Origin of the sequence: Marinifilum sp. D714 (assembly GCF_030851345.1) — a bacterium.
Taxonomy (GTDB): Bacteria; Bacteroidota; Bacteroidia; order Bacteroidales; family Marinifilaceae; genus Marinifilum.
The window spans coordinates 40,666-65,004 of record NZ_JALPNU010000010.1; the positions used below are offsets into that span (position 1 = coordinate 40,666).

The 24,339-nt window shown below is 36.5% G+C and carries 20 protein-coding genes and 3 tRNA genes; 9 read left to right on the forward strand and 14 right to left on the reverse strand.

The features are described 5' to 3' along the window. Positions 1-34: 34 nt before the first annotated feature. Both M0051_RS11085 and murQ read left to right on the forward strand, forming a co-directional pair. Positions 35-865, forward strand: a complete 831-nt coding sequence (locus M0051_RS11085) for an ATPase (RefSeq protein ID WP_306741603.1) — start codon at positions 35-37, stop codon at positions 863-865. Between the two features lie 10 nt (positions 866-875). Beyond that, positions 876-1,712 (forward strand): N-acetylmuramic acid 6-phosphate etherase, encoded by an 837-nt coding sequence (gene murQ, locus M0051_RS11090; protein ID WP_306741604.1) that lies wholly within the window; start codon positions 876-878, stop codon positions 1,710-1,712. A gap of 86 nt (positions 1,713-1,798) precedes the next feature. Here murQ and M0051_RS11095 read toward each other — a convergent pair whose 3' ends face one another. The 5 genes from M0051_RS11095 to M0051_RS11115 form a co-directional block, all read right to left on the reverse strand. Beyond that, positions 1,799-2,515, reverse strand: coding sequence for a FadR/GntR family transcriptional regulator (locus M0051_RS11095; RefSeq protein WP_306741605.1), 717 nt, complete (start codon positions 2,513-2,515; stop codon positions 1,799-1,801). 323 nt (positions 2,516-2,838) lie between these two features. Continuing rightward, positions 2,839-4,209 (reverse strand): dipeptidase, encoded by a 1,371-nt coding sequence (locus M0051_RS11100; protein ID WP_306741606.1) that lies wholly within the window; start codon positions 4,207-4,209, stop codon positions 2,839-2,841. A gap of 390 nt (positions 4,210-4,599) precedes the next feature. Further along, positions 4,600-5,181, reverse strand: a complete 582-nt coding sequence (locus M0051_RS11105) for a DUF3109 family protein (protein ID WP_306741607.1) — start codon at positions 5,179-5,181, stop codon at positions 4,600-4,602. A 95-nt stretch (positions 5,182-5,276) separates the two neighbouring features. After that, positions 5,277-6,806 (reverse strand): 2,3-bisphosphoglycerate-independent phosphoglycerate mutase, encoded by a 1,530-nt coding sequence (gene gpmI / locus M0051_RS11110; RefSeq protein ID WP_306741608.1) that lies wholly within the window; start codon positions 6,804-6,806, stop codon positions 5,277-5,279. 245 nt (positions 6,807-7,051) lie between these two features. Continuing rightward, positions 7,052-7,124: transfer RNA gene (locus M0051_RS11115), tRNA-Phe, on the reverse strand. Positions 7,125-7,368: 244 nt separating this feature from the next. Here M0051_RS11115 and M0051_RS11120 point away from each other — a divergent pair. Beyond that, positions 7,369-8,667 (forward strand): S41 family peptidase, encoded by a 1,299-nt coding sequence (locus M0051_RS11120; RefSeq protein WP_306741609.1) that lies wholly within the window; start codon positions 7,369-7,371, stop codon positions 8,665-8,667. A 180-nt stretch (positions 8,668-8,847) separates the two neighbouring features. On the opposite strand, the gene M0051_RS19790 is transcribed toward M0051_RS11120, so the two are convergent. The 3 genes from M0051_RS19790 to M0051_RS11130 form a co-directional block, all read right to left on the reverse strand. After that, a complete protein-coding gene (locus M0051_RS19790) occupies positions 8,848-9,042 on the reverse strand; it encodes a GIY-YIG nuclease family protein (RefSeq protein WP_373568314.1) in 195 nt (64 codons plus the stop codon). A gap of 45 nt (positions 9,043-9,087) precedes the next feature. Continuing rightward, positions 9,088-9,160: transfer RNA gene (locus M0051_RS11125), tRNA-Phe, on the reverse strand. A gap of 32 nt (positions 9,161-9,192) precedes the next feature. Then, positions 9,193-9,265 (reverse strand) — tRNA-Phe (locus M0051_RS11130). 127 nt (positions 9,266-9,392) lie between these two features. Here M0051_RS11130 and M0051_RS11135 point away from each other — a divergent pair. Together M0051_RS11135 and M0051_RS11140 are read left to right on the forward strand one after the other, a co-directional pair. After that, positions 9,393-10,613, forward strand: coding sequence for a pitrilysin family protein (locus M0051_RS11135; protein ID WP_306741610.1), 1,221 nt, complete (start codon positions 9,393-9,395; stop codon positions 10,611-10,613). Between the two features lie 3 nt (positions 10,614-10,616). Beyond that, the gene (locus tag M0051_RS11140) at positions 10,617-11,258 is read left to right on the forward strand and encodes an O-methyltransferase (RefSeq protein WP_306741611.1); all 642 of its coding nucleotides are present in this window, start codon (positions 10,617-10,619) and stop codon (positions 11,256-11,258) included. 4 nt (positions 11,259-11,262) lie between these two features. Here the strand turns inward: M0051_RS11140 and M0051_RS11145 are convergent, their stop codons facing one another. Further along, positions 11,263-12,036 (reverse strand): histidine phosphatase family protein, encoded by a 774-nt coding sequence (locus M0051_RS11145; protein WP_306741612.1) that lies wholly within the window; start codon positions 12,034-12,036, stop codon positions 11,263-11,265. A 130-nt stretch (positions 12,037-12,166) separates the two neighbouring features. Between M0051_RS11145 and selD the strand changes: the two genes are divergently transcribed. Together selD and yedF are read left to right on the forward strand one after the other, a co-directional pair. Next, positions 12,167-13,207, forward strand: a complete 1,041-nt coding sequence (gene selD / locus M0051_RS11150; protein ID WP_306741613.1) for a selenide, water dikinase SelD — start codon at positions 12,167-12,169, stop codon at positions 13,205-13,207. Between the two features lie 2 nt (positions 13,208-13,209). Beyond that, complete coding sequence (yedF, locus tag M0051_RS11155; protein WP_054721010.1) at positions 13,210-13,551, forward strand: sulfurtransferase-like selenium metabolism protein YedF; 342 nt, start codon at positions 13,210-13,212, stop codon at positions 13,549-13,551. Between the two features lie 104 nt (positions 13,552-13,655). Here yedF and M0051_RS11160 read toward each other — a convergent pair whose 3' ends face one another. Beyond that, entirely contained in the window at positions 13,656-14,693 is a 1,038-nt protein-coding gene (locus M0051_RS11160) for an endonuclease/exonuclease/phosphatase family protein (RefSeq protein WP_306741614.1), read from the reverse strand. Between the two features lie 166 nt (positions 14,694-14,859). Here M0051_RS11160 and M0051_RS11165 point away from each other — a divergent pair, with 166 nt between their 5' ends. Both M0051_RS11165 and M0051_RS11170 read left to right on the forward strand, forming a co-directional pair. Then, entirely contained in the window at positions 14,860-15,219 is a 360-nt protein-coding gene (locus M0051_RS11165; protein WP_306741615.1) for a hypothetical protein, read from the forward strand. Between the two features lie 91 nt (positions 15,220-15,310). Then, entirely contained in the window at positions 15,311-17,548 is a 2,238-nt protein-coding gene (locus M0051_RS11170; RefSeq protein WP_306741616.1) for a TonB-dependent receptor domain-containing protein, read from the forward strand. A 1-nt stretch (position 17,549) separates the two neighbouring features. On the opposite strand, the gene M0051_RS11175 is transcribed toward M0051_RS11170, so the two are convergent. From M0051_RS11175 to cbiE, 4 genes are all read right to left on the reverse strand, one after another. Further along, positions 17,550-18,974, reverse strand: a complete 1,425-nt coding sequence (locus M0051_RS11175; RefSeq protein ID WP_306741617.1) for a bifunctional UDP-sugar hydrolase/5'-nucleotidase — start codon at positions 18,972-18,974, stop codon at positions 17,550-17,552. 64 nt (positions 18,975-19,038) lie between these two features. After that, the gene (gene cbiD, locus M0051_RS11180; RefSeq protein ID WP_306741618.1) at positions 19,039-20,871 is read right to left on the reverse strand and encodes a cobalt-precorrin-5B (C(1))-methyltransferase CbiD; all 1,833 of its coding nucleotides are present in this window, start codon (positions 20,869-20,871) and stop codon (positions 19,039-19,041) included. Between the two features lie 168 nt (positions 20,872-21,039). Further along, a complete protein-coding gene (gene cobM, locus M0051_RS11185) occupies positions 21,040-22,812 on the reverse strand; it encodes a precorrin-4 C(11)-methyltransferase (protein WP_306741619.1) in 1,773 nt (590 codons plus the stop codon). A 250-nt stretch (positions 22,813-23,062) separates the two neighbouring features. Then, complete coding sequence (cbiE, locus tag M0051_RS11190) at positions 23,063-24,265, reverse strand: precorrin-6y C5,15-methyltransferase (decarboxylating) subunit CbiE (RefSeq protein ID WP_306741620.1); 1,203 nt, start codon at positions 24,263-24,265, stop codon at positions 23,063-23,065. Between the last annotated feature and the right edge of the window lie 74 nt (positions 24,266-24,339).

Here is a 24,339-nt window from a genome sequence, read left to right on the forward strand (position 1 = left end):
ACTCATCATACATGTTATAAAAACAAAAGCGGATATGATTTTAATTGCCGAGAGCGGATCAACAAAAACAGACTGGGTTCTATTAAAAGAGGGCAAAATCCAAAAGCAACAGCAAACTTTAGGAATAAATCCTTTTCACATGGACATCAGTTCGATTATCGATAATATCAAATCACTTGAAAATTTTCACCCAGTTGAACAAATCTTTTTTTATGGTGCTGGTTGTGCAACTGACGAAACAAAACAAAAGGTGAAAGATGCATTGTTGGAAGTATTTCCTTCTGCCTCTTGTGAAATTCATAGCGATGTACTTGCCGCTGCAAGGTCGGTATGCGGAAGAGAAAAAGGAATTGCCTGCATTATAGGTACAGGATCAAATTCATGCTTATATGATGGTAAAGATATCACTCTCAATGTTCGTCCCTTAGGATATATACTGGGAGATGAAGGAAGTGGAGCTGTACTAGGAAAAAGACTTATTGCAGACATATTAAAAGGTGTTGCTCCTGAAGACATTACTACTGCTTTTTATAAAAAGCACGACCTAGAATATGCTTATATCATAAACAAAGTATACAGAGAAGAAGCTCCTAGTCGATTTTTGGCACAGTTCACAGTTTTCCTTTCGGAAAATATTGAGCATCCATATGTATCAAACCTGCTTCAGGAAGAGTTTACCAAGTTCTTTGAACGAAACATCAAACAATACGATGGACATTCAAGCCTTCCAATTCATTTTATTGGTAGCATAGCATACTACTTTAAGAAGGAATTAATTAGAGCGGCTGAAAAATTAAACTTACAGACTGGAAAAATCATCAAAAGTCCACTTGAAGGCTTGATTGAATTCCATATTGCAGAATAAAATTTGAATCATGAATAACACACCAAATAAGAAAACCAACAACAAAATAACAGAAGCACCTTCAAACTTTTCCAACCTGGAGAAAATGTCGGTGAGTGAATTATTATATGGAATTAATCAGGAAGATGGACAAATTCACCTAGCCGTTAATAAAGCCATTCCTGCTATAGAAAAATTTGTAAGTCTGTTAATTGACAGAATTAAATCAGGCGGACGATTGTTTTACCTTGGAGCAGGAACAAGTGGCAGACTTGGAGTACTTGATGCATCCGAGCTTCCTCCAACATTTGGTGTACCTGCCAATATTGTGATTGGTTTAATTGCTGGAGGAGAAAAAGCATTAAGAAGCGCTGTTGAATCTGCCGAAGATGATCCAGAAAAAGCATGGCAAGAACTTCAAGACTACGATATCAATGAAGATGATTCTGTTTTAGGGATTGCTGCATCTGGAACAACTCCATATGTTATTGGTGGTGTGAAGAAAGCCAGAGAAAATGGATTGCTAACTGCCTGTATCACTTGTAATCCTGATGCTCCCGTTTCAAAAGAAGCGGAAATTGTGATTGAAGCCGTTGTAGGTCCTGAATTCGTAACAGGAAGCACAAGGCTGAAAGCTGGAACTGCTCAAAAAATGATCTTGAACATGATCACAACCAGTTTAATGATTAAATTGGGACGAGTGAAAGGAAACAAAATGGTAAACATGCAACTAACCAATAAAAAATTAGTTGAAAGAGGAACTTTAATGATAATGGAGGAATTAAAACTTGACAAAGAAACCTCCAAAAGTTTATTACTTGAACATGGTTCTGTAAAGAAAGCAATTGAAGCTTATAGAAAATCTTAAATAAGTACCACACACATAAATACGAAAAGCGGAGTCTGAAAAATTATTTTCAAGCTCCGCTTTTTCATTTACCCAAATTTCGAGTGTTACTTCAAGTATTGAGTATATATTTCTAAGGTACGATCAATTTGTCCAGCCATTTCCTTGTATGCTTGCTCACCATCCTTATCGCGAATGGCTTCATAAATTGCACGATGTGCTTTTACAGTAAAATCCTTTTCACCATCCACATTGGCATAAATTAAATTACGCATTCTTGGCAGTAATGAATAGATAGGCTCCATCGAAATAATCATCACCTTATTTCCTGTTGCCTTAGCTACGTTTAAGTGAAACTTATTAATGATATCAGCTTCCATCTGCGTATTATCAGGATCACAATCGGCAAGGTCTGCAATATTTTTATTCAAAGCTGTTAAATCCTCATCCGTTCTATTCGCAGCTGCAATTCTTGCAATTTCAGGCTCGAAAACTCTTCGAACTTCAATAATCTGAGAAATCAAATCGCTATCAAAACTAAGGTCATAATACAGATTTAAAGATTCAATCGCATCTTCAATCCTCAGTTCACTAACGAACATTCCACTACCTTTCTTGATTTGAATTAATCCTCGAGCACTTAATCGACGTAAGGCTTCTCGCAATGCTGTTCTACTCACAGCAAACATTTCACAAAGCTCACGCTCCGAAGGCAATTTTGTTCCTACAAGCAATTTTTTTTGTCGGATTGCTTCTTCAATTCGACGCTCAATTTTCTGGCTGAGAGTTTGAGCAGTACCAATTTTTCCAAATATTTCGTCCATGTATTCAAATTTACTTCAACTTGTATGATCTCTAATTTTTTATCATGTTTTTACTCGTTCATTGAAGATAAAACATGAATATTACCACACAGAAACACACAATACTAATTTAGCTATAAATCCTGCGAAATCCAACATTATCAATAGACATCAGATCATTTAACCAAATCACAAAGGAAATATAATAATTATTTTCTCAAAAGTGTGAAGAATACTACATACTTTATAGCAGCATACAAAGTTATCATACCAAAATTTAAATTCCAATAAAAAAGGGTATTTCTAATTGAAATACCCTTAATTTATAGTCATTTAATGAATTATTATTTCATCATCTCTGCATAATTCTTGTAGAACAATGGAATTGAGTTAATACCATTAAAGAATTGTTCCAATGGATAGTTCTCGTTTGGAGAGTGAATAGCATTTGACTCTAAACCGAATCCCATCAACACCGACTTAACTCCTAAAATTTGTTCGAAAGTAGAAATAATTGGAATAGATCCACCACTACGAACAGGTACCGGACGCTTGCCATATACCTCTTCTAATGCTTTTTCTGCAGCTTTATATGCTGTTAAGTCGATTGGACACCCATAAGCTTGTCCACCGTGCAAATGCTCTACTTTAATCTTCACGCTCTTAGGTGCGATAGACTCGAAATGCTTGCAGAACAATTCAGCAATTTTCTCATGATTTTGATCTGGAACCAAACGAGAAGAAATCTTAGCATAAGCCTTAGATGGCAATACTGTTTTAGCTCCGTCTCCTTGATAACCACCCCAGATACCACAAATATCAAATGATGGACGAATTCCTGTACGCTCGTTAGTAGTAAATCCTTTTTCACCAGCTAACTCTTCAACATCCAATGCTTTTTTATATTCTTCTTCGCTAAATGGAGCTTGAGCCATCATAGCACGCTCTTCATCTGACACTTCGATTACATCATCGTAGAATCCAGGAACAGTAATATGTCCATTCTCATCAACCATTTGTGTAATCATCTTTGCCAATACGTTAATTGGGTTAGCTACAGCACCACCAAACAATCCAGAGTGCAAATCGCGATTAGGACCGGTTACTTCAACTTCCCAGTAACACAACCCACGCAAACCAGTTGTAATTGTAGGAACATCAGGAGCAATCATACCTGTATCTGAAACTAAAATCACATCTGATTTCAACAATTCTTTATTATCCTCACAGAATTTAGGTAAGCTAGGCGAACCTACTTCTTCCTCACCCTCGATCAAGAACTTAACATTGCATTTTAACTGATTTGTTTTCACAAGATATTCAAATGCTTTGGTATGCATGAAACCTTGTCCTTTATCATCATCAGCACCACGCGCCCAAATTTTCCCATCACGAACTTCCGGCTCAAATGGAGGTGTTGTCCACAACTCCAATGGTTCAGCTGGCTGCACATCGTAGTGAGCATATACTAAAACTGTTGGATAAGAAGGATCAATAAACTTTTCTCCGAATACAACCGGATTTCCCTCTGTTTCCATTACTTCGGCTTTATCAGCACCACCTTCAAGCAAAAACTTTTTCCAAAGCTCAGCACAACGGTACATGTCATCTTTATGCTCAGGCTTTGAACTGATTGAAGGAATTCTAATTAATTCAAAAAGTTCATCTAGGAACCTTTCCTTATTCTCTTCGATATATGTTTTAAGATTATCCATATTAAAGTGTTTATTGGATTTAAATATTTACGGAAGGTAAATATACAATAGATCACGAGAATACAAATATGTTCTTGCAAGATTTATGGCAAAATAAACCTAGCAGCCTATTACATCAAGATTAATACTTTCAATATTTTAATCTCCAGGTTTCTTATAAAATCCTTCAATTTTTATCATTTTTGATATATATCTAAATCCTCCTTAATATATATTGTATGTTTTCTTATTATATATTATAATAGTTTATAATATATATCCAACACAAATAATTTGGAGTATTCAAATTGCTATTTTGCTGATATTTCAAAATACTACTCCTTACAAACCAAAAAAAACAGCAACCTACATGGTTACTGTTTCTTTAAAATTTTATCCTGGAAAATTCTATTATCTCATTTTCATGATTTCGCCAATATTCTCAGCTGCATATTCCAATTCTTTATACCAATCTTCGCCATATTTTCGAATCAATGGTTCTTTTAGAAATTTATACACAGGAGTTCCATTTTTAAAACCAAGCTCTCTGGCTGGTTTGCAGATATCCCATTTATTGTAATTCACAGCATCAAATTCCGCATACTTATCAATTCGAATAGGATATAACTGACAGGAAATCGGTTTGCGATACGAAACCTTACCATCAAAAAAGGCCTTTTCGATCCCGCACATGGCATTGCCATTCTCAAAAATGGTATAGACACATTCCTTGCCATCAATAATAGGAGTTACCAAATCACCATCGCTATCAATTACCGATGTTCCTTGCTTTTCAATTTCTTCAATTCCTCTTTTGGTAAGATATTCTTTAATATCAGAATAGATATCTTCAATGATTTGTTTCTCTCCCTCATCCAATGGAGCTCCCGAATCTCCTTCAACGCAACAAGCTCCACAACATTTTGAAATATCGCAAATGAACTTTTTCTCAATCACATCAAGACTAACTATGGCTTTCCCTATCTGTAACACTATTTCCCTATTTAAATTGTATTCGTTATACGAATAAAAAATCCGTACTATCGTGCAAAGATAGTACGGAATGTTTTATATACAGTTACAATCTTCTATTTTATCAAAGATTTTCCGGTCATCTCTTCAGGCTTATCAATCCCCATGATATCCAACAAGGTAGGTGCAACATCAGCCAAAATACCATTCTCCAATTCTTTTGGATTTTCAGTTACCCAAATACAAGGAACCGGATTTAATGAGTGAGCTGTATTTGGAGAACCATCAGCATTCACCGCAAAATCAGCATTACCATGGTCTGCAATAATGATTACATCATATCCATTTGCTTTAGCAGCTTCTACAACTTGTTCTGCACACTTGTCTACAGCCTGAACAGCTTTTGAAATCGCTTCGTACACTCCTGTGTGTCCAACCATATCGCCATTAGCAAAGTTCAAACAAACAAAATCAGCCGATTGAGCGTTCAACTCAGCAGTAATTTTATCTGCAACTTCAGGAGCCGACATTTCTGGTTGAAGATCGTAAGTAGCCACTTTTGGAGATGCTACCAACAAACGGCTTTCACCTTCGAACTCATCTTCACGACCACCCGAGAAGAAGAAAGTTACGTGAGCATATTTTTCAGTTTCTGCAATACGAATTTGCTTCTTACCTGCAGCTGCCACAACTTCACCCATTGTGTTCTGAACGTTCTCCTTATCGTAGATTACATTCACACCTTTAAAGTTAGCATTGTAACAAGTCATTGTGTACCACTCCACATTCATGGTGTGCATTCCAAATTCCTGCTTGTCTTCCTGAGTGAACACAGTTGTCATTTGACGCAAACGGTCGGTACGGAAATTAAAACAAATCACAACATCTCCTTCTTCTATTTTAGCCAAAGGAGCACCAGCTTCATCAACCACCACTACTGGCTTGATAAATTCATCGGTTACACCTTCTGCATATGATTCCTCGATTGCAGCAACAACATCTGTAGTAGCTTTACCTTCTCCTTTAGTATAAAGATTGTAAGCCAACTTAACGCGATCCCAGTTGCTATCGCGATCCATACCATAGTAACGACCAATTAAAGAAGCAAATTTTGCAGTTCCTTTGTTTGTAATATCATTTACAAAAGTCTTAACGAAATCCAATCCTGATTTAGGGTCAGTATCACGTCCATCTGTTAAACCATGCACGAATACATCCTCCACTCCAAATGCTTTTGCAGCATCACAAAGAGCCAAAGCGTGCTTACTTAAAGAGTGAACCCCACCATCACCAATCAAACCGATTAAGTGAACTTTCTTTCCATTTTCCTTAGCGTGAGCGAATGCTTTAACAACTTGCTCGTTATCTTTTAAAGTATCTTGCTCAACCGCCATATTGATCTTTACCAAATCCTGATAAACAACACGTCCTGCACCAATATTCAAGTGACCAACTTCTGAGTTACCCATCTGTCCTTCTGGTAATCCAACAAATCTACCTGCAGCTTGCAATTGCGAATTTGGATATTTTTCCAATAATCCATCCATATAAGGAGTTGCAACTGAAGAAATCACATCTGAATTCGATTTGTCACCGATCCCCCATCCGTCAAGGATCATCAATAAAGCTTTTTTGCTATCTGCCATTTTAAAGTATTTTATATCTTAAATTCTGTTTTACTTGATCTTAGTCATGCAAAAATATCGTATTAATTCTAATAAAAAAAGCAGTTAGACGGTTGAAAGTCTTTATTTTAGATCGAAAACGTTTGTAATTTAAAAATTGTTCAAAGACGAACAGAATAAGTATCAGAAATTGAGGAGAAAATACTCAAACGACCAACTCATTCCCCAATAGAAAACAAAAAAGCCGATCAGATGATCGGCTTTCGTGGTACCACCTGGAATCGAACCAGGGACACATGGATTTTCAGTCCATTGCTCTACCAACTGAGCTATGGTACCCTTTGTTTTGGTGCTACAAAAGTAAGCAAAAATCCTTTTCTGCAAAATAAATTATGCTGTACATTTTCAAAAATTACGAATGCAATTCTGAAAATAGTTCAGAATCAATTTTTTCTATACAATTTAGATTTATTACAAATATTTATTTTCTATGCAATACACTTTTTCATGATTCGTTTAAATTAAACTAGGTATAGTTTTTGTTATTTTTATATCCGTTCATTAATCACTAAATCAACAATCAATGACAGAAAATAGATTATTCAAATCATTTAAGTTTTTTCTTTCTCTTTTTATCTTCTCATTATTTATTATTGCCTGCAGCGATGATGACAACAATAACTTCGAAAGAGAAACCAAAACCATTTACGAAACCATAGATCAAACGATGAATGAATGGTATTTATGGAACGAAGACTTACCCAATATTAATACATCAAATTATTCTTCTGTAAATGAATATTTTGAAGCATTACTGACAAATCAAGACCGATGGAGCTATATTGCTAACCTAGATGCATTGATTGCATATTTGGAAAACGGAACATATAAAGGATATGGTTTGGCATTCAAATATGATTCCGAAGATAATCTTAGAGTAAAGTTGATTTTCGATGAATCTCCTCTTGCTTCAAAAGGAATTACTCGAGGATGGAAATTGATAAACATCAATGGACTTAACATTGCAGATTTAACCGAAAATGATGTATTGGATGAGTTAGATAAGAATACTTCAATATTTATATTTGAAAACAATTTAGGAGAACAAAAGGAAATTACCGCAAATAAGCAGGAAATAGACCAAAACTCAGTATTAAAAAGAGAAGTACTAAATTACGAAGGTAAGAAAGTAGCTTACTTAGCATTTGATAGTTTTTTGGGAAGTTCAGAGGATGCTTTGAATGAAGCTTTTGATTATTTTAAAGCCAACGAAGCTAATGAGTTGGTTTTGGATTTACGATATAATGGTGGAGGTAGTACAACCATATCAAATCAGCTTTCAAGTTTAATTACAGGTAATCTTTACGAAGGAGAAATTTACTCCAAAGTATTCCACAATGATTCCAAAAGTGATGAAAACTTCACCTACGCATTTAGCAACCAATCCTCCGCTCATGGTTTCGAAAGAGTTTTTATAATAACAACAGACAGAACAGCATCAGCCAGCGAAATGGTAATAAATGGCTTAAAACCATATTTAGGTAATGACAAGGTAATTTTAATTGGTAGCAACACACACGGAAAGCCAGTGGGAATGTATGTTTTTGAAGAACCCAAATTCAACTTGGCCATTGTACCAATTAGTTTTTCGATAACCAATGCAAACAATGAAGGTGAATACTTTGAAGGAATTCCTGTCGATTTTGAAATTTCTGACGACTTAAATCATGATTTTGGTGATCCAGAAGAGAGCAATCTTCATGCAGCACTCCAATACATTAGCCAAGGTAATTTCCCAGCCATTACTACAGCCAAAGCTCTATCTACAACCGAGAGAGAGTTTAAAAAGAAAGGATTTGAGTTATTGATTGACGCAAACTAAAAAAGCTCAGATACAAAAAAGCCGATCAAACGATCGGCTTTTTTTGTTACCCCCTGGCCCCGAAAGCTTTCGGGGCGAACCAGAGGCTACCCATATTTTTCTAAAAGACGCTCTGTGATTTCAGAATAGAGCTTTAAATTTTCCAAATACTCCTTACTTTTCATTTTCTTTAAATGCATCTCAATTCTGCGAGCCTGAGCAATACTTTTGCACCTTATTGTGTAATAATACCTCCCAATCTTTATAATTAGAAGTATATGAATTTTCGAACACTCCTGTTTGATGAAGATCTAAACGATTTTTTAAATCTTTTGTGTAGCCAATATAATATCGATTGGCTGTTATACTATGCAATATGTAAACTTCAATTTTCATAAATAAAAAAGAGGAGAAGATTAATTAAATCTTCCCCTCTTTCTGTGGTACCACCTGGAATCGAACCAGGGACACATGGATTTTCAGTCCATTGCTCTACCAACTGAGCTATGGTACCCCTTGGTATTAATTACTCGAAGAAAAAAGATGTGGTACCACCTGGAATCGAACCAGGGACACATGGATTTTCAGTCCATTGCTCTACCAACTGAGCTATGGTACCCTCTTTACTTGAGCGATGCAAAAGTACGTAAAAAATTTACATCACCAAATAAAATCAAGAAAAATAGAAAGGAATTTTAATCGGATTCTAAACTTCTTGTTACCTTTGCAGCCTAATAAAAAAGTATATGGTATTCGAAACTTACACATTATCAAATGGTATCCGGTTAATCCATCGACCGGTTAAGGCAAATGTTGCACATTGCGGAATTATTTTGAATACCGGTTCCCGTGATGAGAAAGAGGACGAATGGGGAATTGCTCACTTTATAGAGCATGTTGTGTTTAAAGGGACAACAAAACGTAAAGCATATCACATACTTAGCCGCATGGAAGATGTAGGTGGAGAACTAAATGCCTACACTACCAAGGAAGAAACATGTGTTTACACTACTTTTTTGGATAAAGATTACAAAAGAGCTCTTGAGTTAATAAGCGATATCACATTTAATTCTGTTTTCCCGGAAAAAGAACTGGAAAAAGAGAAAGAGGTAATTCTCGACGAAATCAATTCATATAAAGATTCTCCGTCAGAACTGATTTTTGATGATTTTGAGGAATTAATTTTCAAAAAAGATCCGATAGGAAGAAATATTTTAGGTACACCCAAACATATTAAAGCCTTCAAACGAGATGATATCTTAAACTTCATCAGAAATAATTATCACACAGATCAGATGGTTATTAGTTCTGTGGGAAATATTCCTTTCAAGAAGTTGGTAAAGATGGTTGAAAAGTATTTTGGAGGAATTGCAGAAAACATACGTGTAGACAAGAGAAAAAAGCCAAATTCCTACAAACCAAGAACTCAAACCTTGATAAAAAATACTTACCAAAGACACTGTGTTTTGGGAAATGTTGCCTATGATGCAAATGATGATCGCCGAATTCCGTTATCACTTTTAACAAATATACTTGGTGGCCCAGGAATGAATTCGCGACTGAATCTTTCATTGCGCGAAAAGCACGGATTAGCCTATAATATTGAAGCAAACTACACGCCATATGCCGATACCGGAGTTTTTAGCATTTATTTTGGTACTGATAAGGGATATTTAGACAAATGCCTTAGCCTTATCCATAAGGAAATGGATTTGCTTTGTACAAAAAAGCTAGGACCAGGACAGTTGACCAAAGCAAAAAATCAGATGATTGGACAAATTGCAATATCATCGGAAAACAACGAGAACTTAATGCTTAATGTTGGCAAAAGCTTCTTGTTGTACAATCGAGTTGATTCTTTGGAAGAGATTTACCAAAAAGTAGAGTCGATAACTGCAGAGCAATTAATGGAAGTTGCCAACGAAATTTTGAATAAAGATAGATTAACCACTTTGATGTATAAATAAGTCATGTTGGAGATTAATAAAGAGCTGGAAGAATACATCCTTACACATACCGAAACTGAAGATCAAATTTTAAAAGATCTCACTCGCGAGACCCATGTTAAAATGCTACGTCCAAGAATGTTATCGGGGCACATGCAGGGCAAGTTTCTGAAAATGATTTGCCAAATGATGAATCCAAAGCGAGTTTTAGAAATTGGAACTTACACTGGTTATTCGGCAATTAGCATGGCAATGGGAACATCAAATGATTGTGTAATTCATACCATTGATTGCAATGACGAATTGGAATATTTCACTCGTAAATTCATCAAGCAATCAGGCTGTGAAGGCAAAATAGAGTTTCACATTGGCGAGGCATTAGATATCATTCCAAACATCAATGAAGAATTTGATTTGGTTTTTATAGATGCCGACAAAAGACAGTACATCGAATATTTCGAGGCTATTTACCCAAAACTAAAGCAAGGAGGTTTTGTATTGGCTGATGATGTTTTGTGGGATGGTAAAGTTTTAGAGGAAGTCGAATCAAAAGACAAGCAAACACAAGGTATTCTAGCTTTTAATAATTTTATTCAGAATGATGAAAGAGTTGAAAATTTAATGCTTCCTATCCGTCATGGTCTGATGATGATTCGAAAAAAATAACTTTCTATTCTAAATCAACAATCTTAACAAGAACCGTTGCTCCCAGGTTGGTTTGTCCGTTTTTTTGAATGACTTGCCAGCCTTGTTTTTTTAATTGTTTTTCTAATCCATGGTTCAACATGCCATGGGCAACCAGAACTGCAGTTTCTTCTTTTTCTGCAACCTTTATCAAATTCTCAACGGCATACTTTACTCTTTGTTTTGCCTCTTTCCTACTTTCAATTCCTTTGTGATTAAAACCCAACAACCAACTACCACGGCTAAAAAATTGCCAAATCGGCAAAGGCAATCTAATAATGCTAGTGGCTTTTACCACTTTAATTTCATATTCTCTAAAAATAGAATCCGATACCACAGTAAAATCTTTTCCAAATATTGCCAATGCTGTTTCTTGCGAACGTGGCAAATTTGAACAATAGATAAAATGATTAGGATTTAGATTGACTTTTATCATTTTAGGATCGAAGGGAACAATTGACACTGAATTGTAATCATAAACGTACTGCTGAGCCTGTTTTGCTGAATAAAACAGTTTCTTTTTCAGATTGGGCTTGGCATGTCGAATCAAGTAAATCTGTAATTTTCGTTTGCCCTGTTTTTGAAGTTCCAACTGTTCACTTGCACCCACCTCATTTACACATGTAAATGCATCGCAAGTATTTACAGATTGCAGATATCTATTCTGTGTAACACATGATTGTATTACAAAACCGCAAATAATCAGCAACAAATATTTTATCGGAGCAAACTTTTTCAATCCTCTATCATGTAAATTCACAAATATCAAATTTAAGAGATTTTACTCATCTCGAGCAAATAAATATTGTGAAAATTAGACCTTAAGTTGAATGACAACCAATATTAAAAAGTGATATCTTTGCCAGATAATTTAACAGATTACAAAAACAATGGAAACAAAGAAACTGACACAGTTTAGTCCGGGAGCCGGATGTGGATGTAAAATCTCACCGAAAGATTTAGAATGCATTTTAAAAAGCAGCACACCAAGAATTCCCAATCCGAACTTGCTGGTTGGTAACGATACGAAGGATGACGCTGCAGTTTACGACTTGGGTAACGGTCAAGCTCTGATTAGTACAACCGATTTCTTTACTCCAATTGTAGATGATCCATACGATTTTGGTCGAATTGCTGCTACAAATGCCATAAGCGACATTTATGCAATGGGTGGAAAACCAATTATGGCTTTGGCCATTCTTGCCTGGCCTTTGGAAAAACTTTCTACCGATATTGCTCAGAAAGTAGTTGAAGGTGCCAGAGATGTGTGTGCAAATGCTGGAATTCAATTGGCAGGTGGACACTCTATCGACATTGGCGATCCTGTTTTTGGCTTATCGGTTAACGGAATTGTTGCAACCGAAAGAGTAAAGAAAAACAATACAGCCAGTCCAAACTGTACCTTATTCCTAACCAAACCACTTGGTATTGGCGTTTTAACCACTGCTGAGAAAAAGAAATTAATCGCTCACGAAAACAATCAAATTGCAGTTGATTTAATGTGTAGTTTGAATAAAGTTGGAGTTGTTTTTGGCGAGCAAGAATACATCAAATCGATGACTGATGTTACTGGTTTTGGTTTGTTGGGTCACTTAAGCGAAATCTGTGAAGGAAGTAATGTAAACGCAGTAATCAACTACAATGATGTTCCTAAAATTGAAGGTGTGGAAGAATTGATTCAGAAAGGAAGTACTCCTGGAGGAACAAGAAGAAACTGGGCTTCATACGGACATTTAATTGGTGAAATTACCGAAGATCAGAAGGCATTACTTTGCGATCCGCAAACAAGTGGTGGATTATTGGTTGCTGTTGACGACAATCATATTGAAGAGTTTATCAGCTTGGCTAAAAGAGAAGGATTTGATTTAAATCCAATTGGAAAATTGGTAGAAAGAATAAACAGTAACGAACCTTATATCAGCATAAATTAATCATGCACAGAAATACATTGATTCAAGTTACTCAAAATGGAATGGGTAATGGTAATGAAGAATTGGGCTTAAAATTGGCTACTAATTACTTTAAACTATTGGATGCAGAAAACAGATTACCAAAAATAATTGTATTCTACAATGCTGGTGTAAAGTTGATTTGTGAAGATTCTCCAGCCTTGGAAGGTTTACAAAACCTGGCAAATAAAGGAGTAAGTATGCTGGCCTGCAAAACCTGTCTTGATCATTACAATTTACTGGATAAAGTAAAAGTTGGTAATGTTGGTAGCATGCCTGACATTATAACACTTCAGGCCGATGCCGATAAGGTGATTAATCTTTAAAAACATAACTGAAGTATTTAAAGGGAATGGATTGAGTTCTCCACTAAAATAACCAAGGTGGAATCCCAATCCATTCCTTTAAAATTTTATATCCTCAACTGTTACTAATTTTTCAAATTGAATGTGGCCAATATTGCTTTGTGATCAGTAGGCCAAACATCCAATGGCTGGAGAAAAACATCTTGAGATGTTTCTACAATTCTCTGGTTTCGACTTACCGACCCTTTGGGGCCAACAATAGCAACCTCTTTTAAACTTAGGTTTGCATTGGGATAATAAAAAATAAAATCGATACGATCCCTGTCATCCGCCTCCGGACTCCATGCCAAACGCTTAATATCAACTAATGGATTATCGGCTGGGTAAGTAAATCCCGGGTGACTTATTGGATTAGGATATATTTCTCTGTACGCATCAATAAAACCTGAATTTTCAAGAGAAAGTGTATTATGCCACTTCATCACAACCCCATTATGATCGTACAAATTTTTATTTTCTTCCACCCAATCCCTATGTGAAGGTTCATTAAAGTCTCCTCCTAAGAAAACCAATCTTCCTTTTTCCAATTCTTTTTTAGCATCGGATAAAAACACCTGAATAGCATCATCTCGTTTTGAAGCCAGATTATCTTCTCTAATTACATTCAAATCGGTTTGAGGTGCATCTAGTTTTTCCCAACTCGAACCATCATATCCTCTTGGTAAGTACAATGCACAATTTCTATAGTCCAAATGCGCACTATAGAAAGCAATCTTCCTGCCATTCATATCAATGAGTGCTTTGTATACTGATCCCCTGTCGTCTTTCACTGGATAAATAGCCTCCTGATACGTAATGGGATAGCGCGACAATATACCAGAATCCTGACTTTTCAGAGAGTAATACTCAAATCCCTTCTTCTTAAGGGATGCAACCAATCGTTCTGACAAATTGGTATTGTTATAATTTCGAACCTCACTCAAAGCAATTAAATCAGCTTTCGTCCTGATAATCTCTTTAATAATGGCATCATATCCCCCTTCTACCTGGGTTCCCTCTTGCCAAATATTAAACTGCAATACTCTTAATTCCTCCGTGTATTTTTTTCCCGAACAAGATGCAACAAACACCGACAGCAGGAACAATATCAAAAATTTATTCATGTTCTATTCATTTTTCAAAACCATCAAAATTCTTAAATTCAAAGTTGATCTGCAAATAATTTTCTTTCTTCTTCTGTTTTTACATAGATTTTTTTGATTTAAAATCTTTAAATTTACTACTTAACCATCCAACTTATAATACTTATTGAAACATTTCCTCACATACATGTTAATACTGATACTCTCCGTTCAATCAACTGGGAATATCATTATCATTTTACATTATAAATTCAATCAGGATTTCTTTGCCGAGATTTGTGAAAACAAAGATAAACCGGAAATGGAGTGTAATGGAAAATGTCACCTTAAAAAACAACTAAAGCAACAAGAGGAAAATGAGTCGGAAAAGAAAAAAATCAATATCGAAAAAGAGAACTTGAACTTCATTTCAAGCTGTTTTGATTTAATTCCAGAACCAAAAATTTCAGATGCTATAACTGATGAAAATCTTCTTCATTTTCAGCTTATAAAAAAGCATGTATCAGATATTTTTCATCCTCCACAAAACATCTCATTTTTATTTTAATGGATTCAATATTGTAAATCTTACAGTATTGCGATTTTTTGTGCACTAATAATTCTGATGCACAATAGTTTCGAACACATAAAAACGAAGGATGAAAAAAATAATTACTGCTTGTATGCTATGCATTTACATACAGGTATATTCTCAAAATACAATTCAGTTATTAGATCAGGAAACTGAGCATCCCATTGCATTTGCTCACTTTCTTTATCAAAACCAGAAAGGTAATACCAATGCAAATGGTAAATTTACAATCAACTTTATCGAAGGAGAAAAGCTTTACCTTTCACATATAAACTATGGCAAAATTTCTCTTACCGATAGTGAATTAAAAGCTGTATTACAATCTGGCAAGCTTTATATGAACAAAACCTACATTAGCTTGTTACCAACCACTGTCATTGCACGAAAAAGGACAGCAAAAGAATCTGAAACCATGCAAATCAATTCAAGTGATAAATTATCGCATGATGCTGGTGAATTCTTAAGTCAATCGGGTTTAATTGGTGGAATTCGCAAAAGTGGAAGTTATGGTTTCGATCCTGTAATGCGAGGTTTTAAATACGATCAGTTAAACATTGTAATGGATAATGGAATGAGTGCTACGGCAGCTTGTCCCAACCGAATGGATCCTCCCATTAGTCAAATTCCTTTAAACATGGTAGACAGGGTAGAAATCATGAAAGGTCCTCATTCATTACGATATGGTAATTCCTTTGGCGGCAGCATCCATTTTAAATCATCGACCAATGGATTTATTGATAAAGCAAGCGCATTTGGTCGTGCAACAGGAAGCTATGAAGGCAACGGAGAAATATTCAGAACCGAAGCATTGGCCGGTGCAAAAGGCAAGTTCTACAATTTCGGTGTTTTTGGCGCATACAGCAAGGGTTCAGACTATGAAGATGGCAATGGCGATAAAGTAGCTTCGGGTTTTAACAGAAGAAACATTGGAATCGCCACCAATTTTAAACTTTCCAATTCTCAAAATATCCAGGTATCTGCCAATAGCAACTATGCCGAAGATGTTGATTTTCCCGCCTTAAATATGGATTTGCGAGAAGATGACACCAAGATGATCAGTCTTGGACACAAAATCACTTTCAAGAATTCAGCCTTGGCTTCCATTTCAACATCGGCAAATGCATCTTTCGTTGATCATGAAATGGATAATCTGACAAAGAATTTAAATCCACGAAAAGTAAATGCGATTACCAAGGCAGAAACAAAAAACTATGCTTTTAGATCGGAAGCTGCTTTTCAATTTAAGGAAAGTTCTTTATTTGCAGGCGCTGATTACAAAAAGGAGGAAGCGGATGGCACTCGTTCTCGTGAAATGCTAATGGGTCCAATGGCTGGCAAAACAGTTTACGACAACATTTGGCAAGACAGCAAAATTGAAAAAATCGGTATTTTTGGAGAGTATCATTTTGCGGTGAACGAGACTTATTTCATAGCCTCAACAAGATTAGAACAAAATTCGGCAGAAAGTAAAGATAAAGCTGAAAACTTTACCAGTATCAATCCAAATGATCCCTCAGATGAATTCGATTTCTCTTTTAGCATTGGAGCTAGCAAAGATTTATCGGAAAACCTTAGAATGGGGATTTGGTTTGGAAGAGCAGAAAGAAGTGGAAGTTTAACCGAACGATTCATCAACCACATACCTGTTGATGTTGATCCTTACGAAAGAGTTGGAAATCCTGATTTAGACCCAGAAATTAACTATCAAATTGATTATAATATTAATTGGAATACGAAATATTTTTCCTTGAATATTAACCTGTTTAATTCTTGGTTACGCGATTATATCAGTTCTGAAATAAGACCAAATCTTACTCCATTAATGGCTACAGCGCCTGGAGTAAAACAATTTGTAAACATCAATAAAGCTGTGATGCGAGGATTCGAAATCAGTTTTAATCAATCCATCACAAATAACCTGTATCACAGATTGAATCTGGCTTATACCTATGGTAAAAACAAGATGATCAATCAGCCATTACCTGAGATTCCACCTTTGGATATTCGATACAGCTTGGGGGCACATTTGTGTAAGCAAAAGTTTACACCTGAATTAATGGTAAGATACGCAGCCAAACAGGATCAGATTGCAGAAAATTATGGAGAAACGGAAACGCCTGATTTTACTGTTTTGGATTTTAAAGCAAGCTATTTGTTTTCCGATCATTTTCAAATTATTGGAGGAATCAGAAATTTATTCGATGAAGCTTACTACGAACACTTGAGTCGATCGGTAAAAAGCAGTAATCAGGCAATTTATGCGCCAGGAAGAAGCTTTTACCTTACACTTAGCTTAAATTTGTAAACTACTCACGAACAATCATGAATCGGCCTTGTACCTTTGGGTGCAAGGCTTTTTGTTTTTTGCAGTACTGACGCAATACTTCGTAGTCTTCTTTGGCATTTGCATCGGTTTCATCAATTAAAACATCACATTCCACATCAAGCTTTTTCAGAAAATAATTGTTCAAGGAAACAGTTAGCAATTCATCATCAGAAAGTTCCTTATCTTTCCATTTTACTTGAATTGAATCTGTTTTCTGATCGTATTGATACGAAATGCCTGACACATGTAGCAATTGTCCTTTGGTATTGCCAGCATATTTCTTTAGCAAAGATTTGAGTTCTTTTCCTGCTATTAGAATCTGGCAGATTTTATTACCGAATGGCAATAATGATCGGGCCGACTTTAAAGTAAAATCACCTTTGGGAATATCAGTTCTAATTCCTCCTCCGTTGATTAAGCCAACGTCAGATTTGTGCCATTCCCTATAGGCATCGCTCACCAAATTTCCAGCCGCACTTTCCTTGGTAATCCCATCTTTACAATTCAATGGAACCTCCAAGTAAGAAATCTTTTCAGCCAATTTCAGTTCCATGTCTCTTTTATAGTAGATTTCCATATCTCGCAAATACTTTTCCGATGCAATATTTTCATCTAATGGAATGATATCAATCAAAGGTCTTTTATCTTTTTGCAAACTAACCTTGGCAACCGAACTCATGTTACCTGCTGTAGCCGCAATGGGCTTGTTTCCTTTGTAAAACACATTGCTTTCGTATTCGTATTGCTCCTCGGTAAGCACCAAATCGATATCCGGAAATTGCTCCAAAAGTTTTCGGTTGGTTTCTAAATCCGTTTGGGTAATGGCAATTAAAAAATCCACATTTTGCAGGTCTTCGATAATATCAGAAATTGCAATTGATAAATCTTCCTGTATTACTCGATTGCTTTTCATGGTAGAATTCATTGCATCGGTTAAACCGATAAATGCAATTTTAATTCCACCAATTTTCTTAATCAGATACTTTGGTAACTTGCCAAAAGGCTCACCATCTCTGTTTTTCAGATTAGAGCTAAACCATTCCGATTTTGATTTACTTAAAAGTTCCAATGTATGATCTACCCCAAAATCAAACTCGTGCTGACCAAAATTACAGATGTCGACAGGAACTTCATTAAAAGCCTCAATCATAGGCAAACCTTTGTACATTCCGCCAAACAGAACGCCTCCACACAAGTCGCCACCATGAATTACCAGGGTATTTGAATTATCCGATTTGCTTTTATCTACAATGGTCTTCAAACGCGCCACTCCACCTCGACCTCCTTCTACATCATCAACAGGAAAAATACGGTGAGCATCGGTAAAATAAAGAATATCTACCTTTTGAGCTGATAAATTGATGTTTACCAGAAGTAATAGTAGTAAAATTAAAGGTCTGTGCATCAGGATTTATTTTTCACTAAAATTACAAAAATGATCAGCTTATTACATTAATGAATTATCAATTTTATTCCACGATAATCATTCCCTCATCACCAACCAAAAGAAATAACTGTAGCGTGCAAGATTCATTTAACAGCTGTTGACAATTTTTCAGGCATTTCTGAGCTACCAAATTGTAGAATGCTTCATTCTCTGAAAAAGGAATGATATCCAAAATGGCATTGGCCAATTTCAACTCTTTAATTTGATTTTGGATTTCATCAGAATTTCCAGCTTGCTTGGCCAAACCAGCAACAAAATCAGCATTAAAAACCACATTCTTACTGTGGGTATTCATGTTTCCTTCTGCAAGCTTTACCGATTTTCCAAACATGATGGCCACATTAATTTTCTCCATTCCCTCATCAACTGCCAACTTTATGGTATCGCCAACCAAGTTGCCAAAGTGAATGTAGGCTACCTGTGGCAAGTATGGAAATTTATCTTTCAGCCTGTTTTCACTTCTTTTTCCTGAAGTCAGAACAATTTCGGCACATTGATTTCCTTTGGCCACCTTCACCTGTTGTTTGATGCTGGCTAAAAATGCCTCATTCGATAAAGGCTTTACAATTCCCGTTGTCCCTATGATTGAAATGCCACCTTCCACTCCAATTCTTGGATTAAAAGTTAGTTTGGCCAACTCTTCTCCTTCAGGAATAAAGGCCTTCACCTCAAAAGCCAAGTCCATTTCGTATTGTTCAGACAATTTTTCCAAAACATTGGAAACCATTTGTCGTGGAACCGGATTAATGGCTGGTTCACCAACAGGAACCTGTAAACCAGGCAAAGTAACCACACCTAAACCTTTTCCTCTTATAAACTGAACTCCTGACTGATCCATAACAGACAATTCACAACCAATTTCTTTGCCATGAATCACATCCGGATCATCACCTGCATCTTTTATTACCACACAAGAAGCTGATTTACTTGATAAATTCTCTGGAAAAATAGCATACCTGGCTTTTTCTCCTCCCGGTAGCTCCACCTCAACCCATTTGGGAAATTCCTTTTCTGCCAAGGCAATAAGGCAAGCTTTTGTAGCCGCAGTTAAGCAGGTTCCGGTAGTAAATCCACTTCGCAATTGTCCATCAATTTTTAGGCTCGTTTTCTTTACCTGGTAGAATTGCTGCAGGAAAGATTTGGCATCATCCACCACATAATCGAAAGCAGGCAACTCTGGTCGCTTCACTACCCATAAAGGTATATTCAACTGTTCGGCAACTTTCTCTTTTGTTTCAAACAAACCCGATTCTCCACTCTCTTTCGAAAGTAAAATTTCAGCATTCAACTTCTTTGTTAAAATCGCCAATTCCTCAACTCCTGCCTTTGGATCCATTGGAATTACATACTGATAATCCAGATCTGTTTCCCTTGCCTTTTGTCGACTAAGATCAGTATCTAAAATTCTAAAATAACAAGTTCGTTGACTCCAAAGCGGCTTTAATTTGTTGATAGTTTGAACACCTGTTAAGGCCAATATATTCTGATACTCTTCTTGTAAAAGTACCTCTGTCATGCACTCGTAGGAATCGAACAAGCGCACCTGTTTGAATGATTTGATTTCTGGAAACTTTCGCTCGTAGCGAATGGTTGAAATTCCCAATTCCTGAGCTGCCCGATAAATGTTATCATGCAAATAAACGGCAAAAGGGTGAGCCGCATCAACAATCAATCGAATATCCTTTTTTTGACAGAACTCCTTTATTTTAGAGCTGTCCATATCTCCAAAAACACGCTCGCCTTTAATTTGTTTGTGTGAATCGGTTTTTGTGGAATAGAAATATTGCTGATCTATAATGTCGAATAGTTCAGCAACTCTTTTTCCTTCTGTTGTTCCGCCAAAAATTAGTACCATATCAGTAAAGTCTTGAATAGTTGAAATAGTGAAAAAGTAGAAAAGTCCTGAAATGTAAAATCAAAATAATTAGCTCAATCAGGTAATTCTCATTCCTAATTCACACAATTAAGGTAAAACTTTCATGACAGCAGGTGATTCTCATTCCATCATGAAAGTATTTACAATCTATTTCCCCTCACGAAATGCGTGAGTAAATTTCTTATCGTACAGTTTTGAAAATCCCGATCGGTTGTCGATGGCTTTCCCCACAACAATCATGGTAGTCATTTTCAAATTGTTTTCCTCTACTGTTTTTGCCAAAGTTTCCAGCGTACAACGGTAGATTTTTTCATCCTTCCAGGTTAGCTTGTAGCAAACCGCCACAGGTGTTTCCGGTGGATAATGCTCCAAAAGTTGTGCCTGAACTTTTTCGGCAATGGAAGCACTCAGGTAAATACACATGGTACTTTGCGATCTGGCCAATTTGTTCAATTGCTCACGATCTGGAATTGGCGTTCTTCCCTCACCACGAGTTAGTATGATGGTTTGCACCTCTTCTGGAATGGTAAACTGGGATTCCAAAGCTGCTGCTGCTGCCTGGAATGAAGAAATTCCCGGAGTAATGTGATAGCTCCATTTCAACTGATCCATAATGGCCATTTGTTCTTGAATAGCGCCATAAATACAAGGATCACCAGTATGCAAACGCACCACAAACAATCCACGATCGTAATATGGTTTCATGCTTTCAATCTGAGTGATCAAATCCATGCCAGCCGAGCTATTTACCACACATCCAGGCTTTGCATAATTGGTCAATTCTTTTGGAACCAAGCTACCTGCATACAGAATCATATCTGCCGTTTGAAGCATTCTTTTTCCACGAACAGAAACCAGTTCCGGATCGCCGGGACCTGCCCCAACAAACTCTACAAAACCTTTACGCTCGCTATTCTTATCCATTGCCAAAGCAAAAGTGAAATGTTTATCACCAGCCTTTGCTTTTTGTTTTTCTACCAACAAAGCATTTCCCGAAAGGTGCATAGCAGCAGCTTCGGAAACGCTGTAACTTCCCGTTACCTCGCTTACTTTTTGCGATGGATTTGGAATATCATATTGTGATAATACTTCTTCGCCAAATGTATTCATTGGAATGTTCCATTTTTCGGATAATTCAATCAATGCCTTTTCATCGGCTTTTAAATCAACCGTTCCGATAGCAGCAATAGACAGAGGAGAAATTTGCTGCGATTTCAATTTTGAAAGCAATTCCGTTTCGAAAGCCTCAAAAGGAAGATCGCGCTGACAACCTACGCCCAATTGTACAACTTTAGGACGGTAGTAAATCACTTTAGCTCCAAAATCATAAACGAATGGGGTTACGGCCAAAATTAGCTGGTACTCTTCTAGCTTTATTTCCTCGGCACTAAAAAATACATCTACATGATCAGGTTTTTCTGTTTCCAAAACCAGACTTCCTTTATCACGAACCTCAAGCAGCAAAGCTGTTTTTTGTCTGTTCACAAAAGCTGCCATCAATTGGGTAAGATTGCCTTTACAATCAAGGGTCCAATTGTGTTTTTCCGGCAATAAATCCAATGCCCACAATCCTGATGTATCACTAATAGTAGTAACAACAGGTGTTGCTCCCAACAGACGAGAAATATCTTCCGACAATTGATTTGCCCCTCCCAAATGTCCCGAAACAACAGGCTGAACAAATTGTCCGTTGGCATCGATATTGATTACCGCAGGATCTGTTTTTTTATCATTTAAAAATGCTGCAATCTCGCGCACGCAAATGCCCAAAGCTCCAATAAAAATTAACGCTTCGTATTTATCCCAAAGCTCTTCGTAGTTCTTTGGCGAGCGTATAATTTCAGCCTCCAAGCCATTACTGGTAATCTGTTTGGCAAGCGCCTCTCCCTTATCGGAATGTGTGATTATTATTTTTGACATGATGTATTTTGTTCTGTTTTGGTCTTTACTTACTACTTATTGTTTCTCGTTGGAAACTGCAAAAAATCATCTCCCGTTTCAAATTAAGTTTTTCCCTTTTAGGGAATCCGCGATAACTATCGGGACTCGACAGGAAAAAGGGTGAAATAAGAAAAATATAATCAAAAAGCACCCTTCTGGCTGTCGCCATCTCCCCTAAAAGGGGAGAATTCTAATTTTTTTATTGAGAGCCTCACTTGAAGTGAGACCCTCAAAATATATCTAATTTTCCTTCTTTTTTCTCGGCTATTAATATCGTTATCGGATTAAATTCATCAACACTCACCAGCATTTCATGCGTTCTGTGATAGGAATTTGTTTTGCACCACTGCTTAAATCCAAGTTTGCTTTTTTCGCTCACCGAATTGAATGCAATGATTCCACCTTCCAGCAAATGCAAATGAATATCATCCAGAACTGCATCCATTTTTCCACCATAACCGCCAACAAAAACGGCATCTGGTTTTTCTATTTCTGCCTTATCGGTTTGCAAATAATCTCCAATAAAAATATCAATTCCCGGCGTTTGGAAAGTTTCTGTATTGCGCTGAATAATCCCTCTTGACTCTTCACGAATCTCGAAAGATTTTACCTTTAAATGCGGATGGTTCAATCGAGCTTCGATGGAAACACTTCCCGTGCATGCTCCAACATCCCAAAACACCTTTTTATTTTGCAATTCCATTAAAGCAAGTGTTGCCAAACGAATGGGCATTTTAGTGATCATTTTTGGTCGACCTTCCAAAGGTTCAAAATCACTTTCTTTAATCCCCTTTCTAGGAATCGACTCATCGTTTTTTTCCAGGTAAAAGCAATTCGGATGATTAAAATCCAAACTCAATGCTTCTTCCAAGCTCAACTCCTTCACCAATTCTCTTTCGCCTCCCAAGCGCTCGCCATAGTACATTTTGTAGTTCGAATATCCGTATTGTAACATTCGCTCGGCAATGCTTTTGGGCGTATTTTTTCTATCGGTAAGAATTCCCATTCTCTCCTGACCTCTAATCAATGCCTGATCGAATCGCTCGAAAGATCTGCCGGTAAGCGTAATGGTTTGAAACTCGCCATAAGGCAATTTAAAACGATGCGCCAGCAATTGCAGGGAATTAAAATCAGGAAGGATATCAAGCTCTGCATTGGGAATCTCACGTTTTAATGTAATGCCAATTCCATAAAACAATGGATCGCCTGAAGCAAACACAATCCAATCGCTGTTGGAATGGTTTATGGCATCATACAGTGTTGATAACGGTACTACAATATCATGCCAATGGTGTTGTTCTGGAAGATAATCACCCACCAATTCGCGATGACGACTTCCCCCGGCAAAATATTTTCCCGATTGAATCAGAGACAACTCTTTTTTTGTAAAATCAGGAATTAAATCTGATATTCCTATGATGCTTATTTTCATGTTTCTTTCATGCAGATTAACTATTGCAAAAATTCTTGTAAGCCAATTCCTATTTAGGTAAAGCTTTTTTATTT